Raw genomic sequence first — 12,794 nt, forward strand, 5'->3', positions numbered from 1 at the left:
GATCGGGATGATGAACTTTCTGCTGCTCGTTATAATTTTGATTGGAACCGTCAATTTGAGTTATCTTTAGATCCAGATCGAGCAAAGGAATATCACGATGAAACTTTGCCTGCGGATATCTATAAAACTGCTGAATTTTGTTCTATGTGCGGACCGAAATTCTGTCCGATGCAAACTAAGGTTGATGCTGATGCTTTGACAGAATTAGAGAAGTTTTTAGCGAAAGAAAAGGAAAGCGTAATTTCAGAAAAGGAAGCTGTAACTCAAGGTTAATAGCTACATTAATTCTGAAATAATTAGGGTGTTCAGGAAATAATTAATATTTTGGTTTTAAAGCCTCTCTCTGAGACAGAGAGAGGTTTTTTTGTAATTACAAATAGTTTCTAAATATAGCGATCAGGAATGATTTATGAGATGTTATCAGAACAATTAATACCATTTTCATAAAATATTGCAGAGCGTGACAGAGCAGGTGAAAATAGATAGGAAACGCCGGAACCAGGAAATATAAATCGGCAAAAAATGGAGGAAAAAAAATTAATTTTGACAATAAATACAAGCCATAAATTATTAAAATGTAGGAATCAGGACTTAATTAGAGTATTTTGGCAAATGTTATTTACAGTTAGCAACATTTTTAACCCGTGAAAATTAACTATATTAGTGTCTCTTTAATATAAGTTATGATGATTTTTTTATTCAAGCGATCGCTATAATTTTCCAAGCGATCGCCTAAATTAGTAGACACTATATATAGTGTCCTTGCGAGAGCTAAACATCTGTGTGAATATTGTTGTGCGCCAGAGGTAATTTTTAATTTAGCTTTTGAAGTTGAGCATATTATTCCTACTGCGAAAGAGGGATTAGATCTATTACAATGGATATATAGACAAATTTTAAAAATCAGGAAATCTAGTTTTAATGAATCCTAAATATCCATTTGTTGCTAAAAGAGCTAAACATCTGTGTGAATATTGTTATGCGCCAGAGGTAATTTTTAATTTAGCTTTTGAAGTTGAGCATATTATTCCTATTGCAAAAGGGGGATTAAATGAAGTACAAAACTTAGCATTAGCTTGTCGAATTTGTAATCTAAGAAAGTAAAATTTTATTGATGGAATTGATGAAATTACTCAAGAGCAAGTTCGCTTATTTAATCCACGCATTGATATTTCGCAGGAACATTTTGTTTTTGATAGAGATACTTGTCAAATAGTGGGAAAAACTCCCATTGGTCGTGTTACGGTGGAACGCCTTCGCATGAACACTCAAGAACAACTTACTGCTCGATCGCTTTGGGTTGCTTTAGATATTTTTAGGAATAACTAAAAATGTGAATGAGGAAGAAGTTAGATCAAATTCGCTTGCTTCGGAGTTACAAAAGAAACCGGGTTTGTGGGAAGTCAATGTTAGTATTTTAGGGCATTTGATACAAACCCGGTTTCTCTGCTTGCTTTTTTATACCGATGCTACCGGATTTGATATTATTGCTCAATATATAATATCATGTCCGCTGGTATCGTTGGTGTAAACTCAAGGGTGAATTTTACCGGAAATTTAAGTTTTTTTCTTGCTCTTAAGTATTCCTGCCAGTTAAGTGTTCCCTCCTCCCTCCTCTCTCCTCCCTCCTCCCTGTTCCCTACCTTTGCTATACAATACCGATGCTACCGGACATGATATAATAATAGTATTGAAAATTTATATTTGTCAGGAAAAAGTTAAATTTATGGTTTCTCCTAAGAGATGGTTGTCTATTCTCAGTGTTAATAGTCTGATGTTACTTAATGTCAGTTTCCCTCTCTTAATATTGCCCAATATTGTCAATGGGGGAGAAGTTATTACTCAAACAAACCCTAGTGCTGAGGCAGATAGATTATTCGATCGCGGATTTGAATTATTTCAGCAAGGAACAGCAGAATCTCTGAAGGAAGCGATCGCTAAATGGCAAGAGGCGCTATTACTATTTAGGAAAACAGGTAACTTGAGCAGGGAAGCAGTTACTCTGAATAATATTGCTGCTGTCTACGATAAGTTAGGAGAAAAACAAACAGCACTCAATTTCTATGAGCAAGCTTTACCTCTAAGACGACAAGTAGGCGATCGCCCTGGGGAAGCAAGGACTCTCAATAATATTGGGTTTGTCTACGATAGCTTAGGAGAAAAACAAACAGCTCTCCATTTCTACGAGCAAGCTTTACCACTGAGACGAAAAGTAGGCGATCGCTATGGGGAAGCAACTACTCTGAATAATATTGGCCTTGTCTACGATAGCATAGGGGAAAAACAAACAGCTCTCAATTTCTATCAGCAAGCTTTAACTCTAAGACAAGAACTAGGCGATCGCTCTGGGGAAGCAGACAGTTTCAATAATATTGGGTTTGTCTACGATAGTTTAGGAGAAAAACAAACAGCACTTGATTTCTACGAGCAAGCTTTACCTATATATCAGCAAGTAAGGGAGGGCGGTAGGGAAGCAACTACTCTGAATAATATTGGCTTAGTCTACGATAGTTTAGGAGAAAAAGAAACAGCACTTGATTTCTATCAGCAAGCTTTACCTCTATATCAACAAGTAGGCGATCGCTCTGGGAAGGCAACAACTCTCAATAATATTGCTCTTGTTTACGATGGTTTAGGAAAAAAACAAATTGCACTCAATTTCTATCAGCAAGCTTTACCTCTATATGAACAAGTAGGCGATCGCTCTGGGGAAGCAACCACTCTGAATAATATTGGCCTTGTCTACGATGGTTTAGGAGAAAAACAAATTGCACTTGATTTCTACGAGCAAGCTTTACCTATATATGAACGAGTAGGCGATCGAGATGGGGAAGCAATTACTTTTTATAATATCGCTAGGGTTCAGCGAGACGAAAACAAACTGACTGAAAGCCTGATTTTTATAGAAAAAGCTCTCGAAATAATTGAAAACCTCCGCACTAAAGTTGCTAGTGCCGAACTCCGCACCTCTTACTTTGCCACGGTTCAGGATCGATATGAATTTTACATCGACTTACTGATGCAACTGCACCAACAACAACCCAACCAAGGTTATGATGCCAAAGCTTTCCATGCCAGCGAACGCAGTCGCGCCCGTACTCTCCTCGAACTGCTCAACGAAGCTAGTGTCGATATCCGCCAAGGAATAGATCCCCAACTCGCCACAGCAGAAAGAAAACTTCAACAACAACTCAATACCATCGAAACCCAACGCATCCAAATCCTCAGTCGAGAATACACCCCCGAACAAAAAGCCAAAATAGAAGAAACAAGAGACAAACTCATAGATGAATATGACAAACTCCGCGCCAATATTCGTACTACTAGCCCAAATTATGCAGCCCTAACCCAACCTCAACCCCTAACTCTCAAAGAAATTCAACAAGAGGTATTAGATAATGACACCTTACTTTTACAATATTCTCTTGGAGAAAAAAGCAGCTATTTGTGGGCAGTTACCAAAGACAGCATCAACAGTTATCAACTTCCTCCTCAAGCAGAAATTAAAAATGCTGCCACAGAGTTAATGAGAACAATAACAGATCCACGGAAACGCAACGACATAGTAAAAATTGATAGTGCTGCCGATGAACTGACAGAAATTATTCTCAAACCAGTTGCCGATAAATTTAACAAAAAACGTCTCTTAATAGTTGGCGATCGCTTCTTACAATACATTCCCTTTTCCACCTTATCCATACCAAATACTGCTAAAGAAAGTGATGGTTATCAACCTTTAATAGTCAACCACGAAATAGTCAACCTACCTTCTGCGAGTACCATTGCCAATATCCGCAATAGCACAAAATCTCGGAAACTTGCCCCGAAAAAACTAGCTATTCTTGCCGATCCAGTATTTAGTCGGGAAGATGGCAGAGTCATTTCAGCGAACAGTGAACAGTTATCAGTTATCAGTAGTCAAACTACCGCAGCATCTACATCAGAAAACCCCAGTCGTAATTTCCCCCTGGAGTCGCAACAATTAGATAGGGCAGCTAGAGATGTTGGTATTAGGTGGGATAGACTTCCCGGTACTCGCACTGAAGCAGAAGCAATTATGGCTTTAGTACCTGAGTCGAAACGCACTCAAGCTTTTGATTTTCAGGCAAATAGAGAAACAGCAACCAGTCAGAAATTAGGCGAATATCAGATTGTACATTTTGCTACCCACGGTTTTGCTAACAGTAAGCAACCAGAATTATCAGGCATTATTATGTCGTTAGTAGATAAAAATGGTAACTGGCAAAATGGTTTCCTGCGACTGAATGATATTTTTAATCTGAATTTACCAGCAGAATTAGTAGTATTGAGTGCGTGTCAAACAGCATTAGGAAAAGATATTAAAGGAGAAGGTTTGGTGGGTTTGACAAGGGGATTTATGTATGCCGGAGCAAAACGGGTAGTAGGTTCCTTGTGGTTAGTGGATGATAATGCAACGGCACAGTTGATGTTGCAGTTTTATCAGGGAATTTTGGAGCAGGAGTTGTCACCGGCAGAAGCGTTGCGGGTGACACAGTTAGAAATGTGGCAACAGGGGATGAGTCCCTATTATTGGGGAGCGTTTACGTTGCAGGGTGAGTGGGAATTAGAAGTCAGAAGTCAGAAGTCAGAAGTTAGAAGTTACAGCAGTTTTCATGTCGGTAGACACAGTAGGGGCGAATGGCATTCGCCCTTATAGGTACGTTATGTACAACTTCTCTACAAGATTTTGATTATGGCGATGTGGTTCATCAAGAGCGAAAAGCGCTTTAGGAGGTGCAGGAAAAAGAGAAATTAGAAAGACTTGGTAATGGCACTCAAATGGAACATTTTTTTATACCGAACCTAAGCGGATTTAATATAACTACATCAGTATGAATTTAGTATTATTTTTTCAGCATCATATCAACCGAATATGTACAACTTCTCTACAAGATTTTGATTATGGCGATGTGGTTCATCAAGAGCGAAAAGCGCTTTAGGAGGTGCAGGAAAAAGAGAAATTAGAAAGACTTGGTAATGGCACTCAAATGGAACATTTTTTTATACCGAACCTAAGCGGATTTAATATAACTACATCAGTATGAATTTAGTATTATTTTTTCAGCATCATATCAACCGAATTTGATATAACTGCTATTTTGAACCTTTATAATCTGCTTTAGTCCTCATTTTTATAATTAGTCATCTCCGATCATCAAAAATCAAATCAATTATCAAACAGAATTGGGTTGCGCCACCTCTCCTCGATCGGCGAAATGTTTTTGGAGACTTGCTAAAATCCCCGTTACAAAAATAACTTCTGTACGGGCGATTTCCTACGGAATGCTCCGCAAACGCGAATCGCCCCTACTGACTTCCGACTTCTGACTTCGTTAATTCTCCCTACTCCCTACTCCTTATTTTATTAAGATTTTCTTGTAATTCTGAGATTGTAAATATTGACTCAAAGTGAATACCTTCTTTCTCATAAAATTCTCTACCACCTTGCTGTCTATCAACAAGAGAAAAAATCTGATCAACCTGATAACCTGCCTCTCGTAATCGATTAACTGCCATCATTGCTGATGCTCCAGTTGTTACAACATCTTCCAACACAACTACTTTGGCATTAGTTTCTAATACTGGCCCTTCAATGTAAGACATTGTACCATGTCCTTTAGCTTGTTTACGGATAATTAAAGCTGGTATAGGACGATTTTCATAAACAGATACCACACTAACAGCAGTCACAATTGGATCGGCACCCAATGTTAAACCTGCCACTCCTTGAGTATCTTCCGGCAACATGGACAATAGTAATCTGCCAATTATCAGAGCGCCCAGAGGATGAAGAGTAACGTATTTACCATTTATATAATAGGAACTACTTTGCCCAGAGGATAGTACAAAATTTCCCTCACGATAAGCTAACTGACATAACAAATCGAGCAGTTGTTTTCTAATAGTTATTAAATCAGCAGTAGTTGAATCTAAAGATGAAATTTGGTTTGTCATATTAAGTCCAAAGGAAATTTAAAAGTCAAAAGTTATGAATTAAGAAAAAAAAAGAATTTAAGGAAATTAATACTAATCTCTATTACCAAAAAAAATCAAGGTTTAAAACCTCCACTTTCAAGGATAAAACAGAAAAAAATTTCCTTTTTAACCAATCCTATCCGTTTTTAAGAAGAGGTAATTATTAATTATTAATTGTTAATTATTAATTATTGAACTATTCCCTATCCTGAGAATCTCACTGCTATAATACGAGCAATTTACCAGTAATAATCTAAATAAATTATAATTTATGGCCATAAATTGTCAAAGTCTTAGTGGCACGATTCTTTTTTCTGCGATCGCGACTCTAACATCTGTCCAGATTGCTCAAGCGGGACATCCAGAAGATAATGCTCGTACATATCAACCTTTTGCAGAAGAGTTTAACCGAGCAAGTCAAGTACGTTCTGGTAACTATTTTGGGAAAAGAAACCTTTTGCATCAGATTGGTCGTTTTTTTGGTATTCCTAAGTATCCAGAGCAAGCTATTGAAAGTGATAATAGCCGATTTAACCAGGTATATATAGATGAACAAAGACGACAATTTTCTAGTACCCCAGTTATTCGCACTCCCGATCTGATTAACCCCTACGATCAATCTGTCCTAACAACTCCTCCCTCTCAGTCAACCCCTACTTTTGGTGGTAATTAGTTCTTTGGGGAGTAGGGAGTAGGGAGTAGGGAGTAGTTCCTTAAGAAACCCGGTTTCTAGGATATTTTTTTTCCTTCTACCTTTTACCCACTACCTTACTTCCTCCAACGAGCACGGAGGGATTTGAACCCCCGACACCCAGAACCGGAATCTGGTGCTCTATCCACTGAGCTACGCGCCCTAATAATAAATTTAACTATAACATTTTTGGTCTTAAATTGGCAAGAGGGAAATTATTATTTTTTCTAGAGTTCTAGAAGGGCGAGGCTTTAAACCCAATTTTTCGGTAAAATTGTGAGTGTATAATTTGACTGTAACAACAGCATGGAAACAACTCACCATAACTTATTAGCCAAACTAGCTTCCTATAGAGAAAATTTTTCTAGTTTAGGTACTCGCCTCTCCCTAGCAGCTAAAGAACTACAAAATACTGGTACTCCCCCTTCAGAAAGTTTACTAGAAGAACTGATGGGTTACAGTAGAGATTTTGCTGAGATGAAAGAGCAGGGACTAAAATTGGCACAAACATCTCAAATTTCTACTGGGGCAATATCTTCCTTGACAGACTTGGAAAATTTAATCAAAGCAGTTACAATAACCACAGAATCATCAATTAGTCAACCAGCTTTAAATATTCTTAATCAAATTTTGGCGATCGCTCATCAAGAACAACCAGAGTTTCCTCCTTTAGAGTCAGTTAAGGCACAAGCAAAAGAACTATATAAACAAATATCTGAGACAAAATCTGAAAAATTACCTGATGATGCTCAAGCTTTAATTGAAGATAGACATCCACTTTCAGCAGTATTAAAACTTGTTAAACAAGGGAAAAGTTTAGATGACGAACAGTTGTTGGAATTGGAAGAAAAAGTTAACGTAACTTTTGGCAAAAAATTAATGTTAGCTATATTCAGAGGAAAACTGACAATTCCCAATGACTCCTTACCAACAACATCTACAATTAAATTACCTGCACTCGAAGAATTAGAGCGCCCTCAAAATATTCCTACTCAACCAACCTCACCGCAAAAGTCAACTACTACAAATTTACCACCTTTAATAGTAGTACCCTCTGGTGGTGGCGAACCTAATCAAACACCTATTGACGATCCAGATATCATAATTTTAGAAGATCCGACACCAGCAAAACCTCTAGAGGAAATTATTATTGTTCCTGGTGTAGAAACTCCTCAAAATTCCTCTAAAATTCAAAGACCAAATATCATGTTTGGAGAAAATACTAATCAACCGTCAGGAGTTTCTGTAGGATTAAAAGTTATAGTTCATATACAAAATGTGGGCGATCGCTCGTTTTCTGCTGGAGAGTATGCGGGTACTCGCGGTCAAGGTTTCCGCGTAGAAGCTTTTCAAATTAATATAGAACCCCCTGTTGCTGGGTTAAATTTGGAATATATGGCACATATTGGTGGAGTTGGCGATACTCCTTGGTTAGAAGCAGGAAAATTAGCAGGGGAACGTGGAAGAGCGCGTAGACTAGAAGGATTGGCGATGCGACTTACAGGTTCTCAAGCTAATAGTTATGATATCTGCTACACTGCTCATGTGCAAAATATGGGAGATTTGCCTGTTTATCGTAATGGTCAATATTGTGGTACTCGCAATAAATCTCTAAGGGTAGAGGGAATGAAAGTTTGGATAGAACCTAAAAGTTAGCAGTTTCCTCTTAAGAGAAAGTGGGAGGTGTGGGAGGTGTGGGAGGTGTGGGAGGTGTGGGAGGTGTGGGAGGTGTGGGAGGTGTGGGAGGTGTGGGAAGAAATTACAAAACTTATGTATCTTCGCCATTTAGAGATTGGGAGATGGGGGGATAGGGAGATTTTTCTACCTTTTTCCCCTATCCTATTTCTCTGGCTCCTGACTTTTGAGGACGTCCGACTGAGGAGTTTGCCAAAAACTAGCACCGCTTTGATATTACGCAAATTATTAGACAATACGCTATCCATAGAGGGCGAATGCCATTCGCCCCTACTAGATATCGCAGTTCGGCGTAAGTCCTTTATATATTCAGTCGCAACTTGAGGATCGAGAGCTTTGACTCCTACAGCGCTTTTCAAATTGATGAACCACATTTTCACAAGCAAAACGTTGTAGGGACGTTCCATGGAACGTCCCTACTGTGTTCTACCCAAATGAAAACCGCTGTAATTCCTGTAGGGGCGAATGGCCATTCGCCCCTACGGCTTCTTATTCCTGACTCCTAACTCCTGACTCCTCCCTCTTTAATTATAATTATTCAACCGAACATAATATTATTGAAAGAAAACTGAGCAAAACTTAACTCATTAACTTTATTCCAATTAAAAACTTGTTCTCGAAATTTTTTCCACTGTTGATAAACTTCTTTAAAACTCCCATCTTTACTAGCATTTTCCTCATAAATCTCAAAAGCAGTTTTCTGGGCAGCTTCCATAATTTCTGGACTAAAAGCCTTCAACTGCACACCTTTTTCAATCAATCTTGGCAACGCTTCACCATTCAAAGCATCATATTGAGCTAACATATTCAAATTAGCTTCATAAGCAGCAGTCTGAAAAATTTCCTGATATTCCTTTGGTAATTTGTTCCAAGCATCTAAATTAACCAATACATCTAAAGTCGGACCTGGTTCCCACCAACCAGGATAATAATAATATTTTGCAGCCTTATATAAACCCAATTTCTCATCATCATAAGGACCTGCCCATTCAGCAGCATCAATAGTTCCTCTTTCCAAAGCTAAATAAACTTCCCCACCAGGTAATACCTGCACATTTACTCCTAACTTGCTCATCACATCCCCTCCCAAACCAGGAATACGCATCTTTAAACCATTAAGGTCACCCAAAGTATTAATTTCTTCTCTAAACCAACCACCCATTTGTGCCCCTGTACTACCGGCAGGAAAGTTGATCACATTAAAATCGGCATAAACTTTTTGTATAGCTTCTAAACCCCCTCCATGATATAACCAGGCATTCTGTTGTTGGGTAGTAAAACCAAATGGAACAGTAGTAGCAAATACTAGGGCAGGATTTTTGCCTTTGTAATAATAACTAGAAGTATGACCGCATTGTACAGTGCCTTGTTGTACGGCATCTAAAACTTCTAATCCTCCAACTATTTCACCAGCTTGATAGGGAATAATAGTAAATCTGCCATTGGTTAAAGCTGCTACGCGATCGCAAATTCTCTGCGCTCCACCAAACAAAGTATCGAGAGATTTCGGCCAACTTGTCGTCATTCTCCATTTGATCTGTTGGAGTTCGGTTTGACTTGATGCAGGTAAAGCAACTGCACTTGTAGCAGCAACGGTAGCATAACTAATTAGGTTTCGACGTTTCATTATTTACTTATGTGTTATAGCAGGGAACAGGGAATCGGGAACTGGCAACAGTGGGAAAAACACTTCCATTTTGCAAATTCTCAATTCACTTTACGGAACAGGAAACAGTGGGAAAAACACTTCCTTTTTGCAAATTCTCAATTCACTCTAGGGAACAGGGAATAGGGAACAAGCAACAGTGGGAAAAACACTTCCTTTTTGCAAATTCTCAATTCACTTTAGGGAACAAGCAACAGTGGGAAAAACACTTCCTTTTTGCAAATTCTCAATTCAAAATTTAGCTTGGCGAGTTGTTGAACGTAAACTGAGCAAAACTCAATTCATTAATAGCATTCCATTGATAAATCTTTGCTCCGAACTTTTTCCATTGTTCGTAGACTTCTTTAAAGGTTTTATCCTGACTAGCTTTTTCTTCGTAAAATTCAAAAGCTGCTTTCTGTGCTGCTTGTAAAATTTCTTGAGTGTAGGGGCGTAATTCTGTACCACCTGCTATCAATTCTGCTAATGCTGCTCCGTTTAAAGTATCATATTGGGCTAACATATTTATATTCGCTTGATATGCAGCAGTCTTAAAAGCTTCTTGATATTCTTTTGGCAACTTATTCCATTCATTCAAATTAACTTGTACCTCAAAAGTCGGACCAGGTTCCCACCAACCAGGATAATAATAATATTTTGCAGCTTTATTTAAACCTAATTTCTGGTCATCATAAGGACCTACCCATTCCGCAGCATCAAGAGCGCCTCTTTCCAAAGCTAGATAAATTTCACCACCAGGCAATACTTGAGTATTGACACCTAATTTTCTCATTACCTCCCCACCAAAACCAGGGATGCGCATACTTAAACCATTTAGATCGCTAAGTGCGTTAATCTCTCGTTTAAACCAACCTCCCATCTGGACTCCACTGTTACCAGCAGGAAAACTAATAATATTGAAGTCGGAGTAAAGCTTGTGCATTATTTCTAACCCCCCACCATGATAATACCAAGCATTTTGTTGTTGGGCAGTTAAACCAAAGGGGACAGATGTGCCAAAGGCGAGAGCTGGATTTTTGCCAACGTAATAGTAACTCGCAGTATGGCCACATTGTATTGTACCTTGTTGGACAGCATCTAGAACTTCTAAACCTCCGACTATTTCTCCTGCGGAATAGGGGGTAATAGTAAATCTGCCATTGGTCATAGCTGCGACGCGATCGCAAACCATTTGTGCCCCACCAAAAATTGTATCTAGGGAGCGAGGCCAACTTGTGGTCATTCTCCATTTTATAGAGGGCAAGCTATCAGTAGAGGTAGTTTGAGTGGGGGTTTGACTACAAGCGGCTAAAGTTGCGACACCTGTAGCAGTTGCAATATGGTTAATTAGTTTTCTTCGTTTCATTATTAATAGGGAATGGGAATAGAACAGGACTTACGCAGAGCCACCATATCTGGTAGGGGCGAATGGCATTCGCCCTCTATAAATAGCGTTTTGCCTAATAATTTGCGTAAGTCCTGTAGAAGTTTAAATCTTATCCAAGTATATAATAAAATCAGAAAAAAGCCCTCAAACAAAAAGTCTGGGGCTATATTTAATTATACTAAATTTTAAATACAGCAAAGGTTAATATGCTGTTAACATTTTTAGCGAGTGTTAAAACTCTTATTTAGCGTCACCAAAAGCAATAAATGTAAAAGCACAATCAATAGGTTGGTGAGGTGATGAAGTAATGCAGATGAAGTATTCTGGAGTAATTTGAACGGTGGCGACTGACATATTAAATGTCATCCACTCATTTCCAGAAATAGTACAAACTGGTGCTGGTAAACCTGCAAAAGGATTCTCGAATTTTACGATATAGGTTCCTTCCTTAATTTTCTGGCTCTTAAAACCTTCACCAAACCAGCAATCACCATTTGGTGCAACACCACCATAGATGTGTTGGTGTTCGTGCTCTTTGCTATCTTTAATGATTGCCATAACTTGTTCCTGATTTGAGTCAATTTACATTCTCAAAATTATCATCAGCAGGGTGAAAATACTTGAGTTTTGTGATTAAAATTTACAATCAGAGAATTATTCCCATTAATGCTATAATTAAACTCTCAATTTAATAATTTGTATTTAATATTACATCTTTTTTATTTTTTAAGAATTGACTTTAAATGACTTATATCATGTCCGGTTGAATAGTTATAAATAAATGAGGGAGGAGACAGGAGACAGGAGACAGGAGTCAGGAGGGAAGAGAGGAGAAGAAAGTATAAAAAGAAGAAAGTTTTTTTTATCACTGATTATCCGGACATGATATTACTTACAGGAATCTAGAAACCCGATTTTTTTCCTAAATATCTATCGTTAAAACCACAATTTCTTCTAGCAACCCAGTTTCTTTGCCTAAGTCTGTAGAATAAATTTATTCTAGTAATTCACACTTGACTTTTGATTTGGTCAAGACTGTTATAAAATTATCAAATCAGTCAATCGAATTTTACAAAATCTCATTGAGAATGGAACAAAATCATAAATCGACAGTAATAATCACAGGTGCATCGTCAGGAGTAGGTTTACACGCTGCCAAAGCTCTAGCTAAAACAGGTGAATGGTATGTTGTGATGGCCTGTCGAGACCTCTCAAAAGCAGAAAGAGTCGCCCAGGAAGTAGGAATGGCACAAGATAGTTACACTGTTATGCACCTAGACTTGGCCAGTTTAGAGGGTGTAAAAAAGTTTGACGAGTAGTAATTGCTCCACCCAGTTATTATTGGGTTTAGCATTTTGATTAATTCCAACTGTGAACAA

Annotated in this window: 10 protein-coding genes, 1 tRNA gene and 1 pseudogene; 7 read left to right on the plus strand and 5 right to left on the minus strand. The window is 38.2% G+C overall.

The genetic code is table 11. The annotated features are described in order from the left end of the window. From F6K40_RS34080 to F6K40_RS34090, 3 genes are all read left to right on the plus strand, one after another. Nucleotides 1-273: phosphomethylpyrimidine synthase ThiC (locus F6K40_RS34080; RefSeq protein WP_293142742.1), on the plus strand; the 273-nt coding region annotated here is incomplete at its 5' end. A gap of 648 nt (nucleotides 274-921) precedes the next feature. Beyond that, nucleotides 922-1,104 (plus strand): HNH endonuclease, encoded by a 183-nt coding sequence (locus F6K40_RS34085; protein ID WP_293142745.1) that lies wholly within the window; start codon nucleotides 922-924, stop codon nucleotides 1,102-1,104. A 622-nt stretch (nucleotides 1,105-1,726) separates the two neighbouring features. Then, entirely contained in the window at nucleotides 1,727-4,678 is a 2,952-nt protein-coding gene (locus tag F6K40_RS34090) for a CHAT domain-containing protein (RefSeq protein ID WP_483143785.1), read from the plus strand. Nucleotides 4,679-5,364: 686 nt separating this feature from the next. On the opposite strand, the gene pyrE is transcribed toward F6K40_RS34090, so the two are convergent. Beyond that, nucleotides 5,365-5,976, minus strand: a complete 612-nt coding sequence (pyrE, locus tag F6K40_RS34095; protein WP_293142750.1) for an orotate phosphoribosyltransferase — start codon at nucleotides 5,974-5,976, stop codon at nucleotides 5,365-5,367. A gap of 292 nt (nucleotides 5,977-6,268) precedes the next feature. Here pyrE and F6K40_RS34100 point away from each other — a divergent pair, with 292 nt between their 5' ends. Continuing rightward, the gene (locus tag F6K40_RS34100) at nucleotides 6,269-6,670 is read left to right on the plus strand and encodes a hypothetical protein (protein ID WP_293142752.1); all 402 of its coding nucleotides are present in this window, start codon (nucleotides 6,269-6,271) and stop codon (nucleotides 6,668-6,670) included. A 108-nt stretch (nucleotides 6,671-6,778) separates the two neighbouring features. Here F6K40_RS34100 and F6K40_RS34105 read toward each other — a convergent pair. Further along, nucleotides 6,779-6,851, minus strand: a tRNA-Arg gene (locus tag F6K40_RS34105). 143 nt (nucleotides 6,852-6,994) lie between these two features. On the opposite strand from F6K40_RS34105, the gene F6K40_RS34110 reads away from it, so the two are divergent. Beyond that, complete coding sequence (locus F6K40_RS34110; protein WP_293142753.1) at nucleotides 6,995-8,344, plus strand: hydrogenase; 1,350 nt, start codon at nucleotides 6,995-6,997, stop codon at nucleotides 8,342-8,344. A 36-nt stretch (nucleotides 8,345-8,380) separates the two neighbouring features. Next, on the plus strand, nucleotides 8,381-8,707 hold the full coding sequence (locus F6K40_RS34115; protein WP_293142755.1) for a hypothetical protein: 327 nt from the start codon (nucleotides 8,381-8,383) through the stop codon (nucleotides 8,705-8,707). A 214-nt stretch (nucleotides 8,708-8,921) separates the two neighbouring features. Here F6K40_RS34115 and F6K40_RS34120 read toward each other — a convergent pair whose 3' ends face one another. The 3 genes from F6K40_RS34120 to F6K40_RS34130 all read right to left on the minus strand — a co-directional run bounded on the left by F6K40_RS34120 (nucleotide 8,922) and on the right by F6K40_RS34130 (nucleotide 11,973). Next, on the minus strand, nucleotides 8,922-10,010 hold the full coding sequence (locus tag F6K40_RS34120; protein WP_293142757.1) for a TRAP transporter substrate-binding protein: 1,089 nt from the start codon (nucleotides 10,008-10,010) through the stop codon (nucleotides 8,922-8,924). 277 nt (nucleotides 10,011-10,287) lie between these two features. After that, on the minus strand, nucleotides 10,288-11,394 hold the full coding sequence (locus F6K40_RS34125; protein WP_293142759.1) for a TRAP transporter substrate-binding protein: 1,107 nt from the start codon (nucleotides 11,392-11,394) through the stop codon (nucleotides 10,288-10,290). Between the two features lie 261 nt (nucleotides 11,395-11,655). Beyond that, a complete protein-coding gene (locus tag F6K40_RS34130; protein WP_293142761.1) occupies nucleotides 11,656-11,973 on the minus strand; it encodes a hypothetical protein in 318 nt (105 codons plus the stop codon). Between the two features lie 530 nt (nucleotides 11,974-12,503). Between F6K40_RS34130 and F6K40_RS34135 the strand changes: the two are divergent. Next, nucleotides 12,504-12,725: pseudogene (locus F6K40_RS34135) on the plus strand (SDR family NAD(P)-dependent oxidoreductase); the annotation flags it as partial. Nucleotides 12,726-12,794 lie beyond the last annotated feature (69 nt).

Origin of the sequence: Okeania sp. SIO3I5 (assembly GCF_010672085.1) — a bacterium.
In the GTDB taxonomy this organism is placed as follows: Bacteria; Cyanobacteriota; Cyanobacteriia; order Cyanobacteriales; family Microcoleaceae; genus Trichodesmium.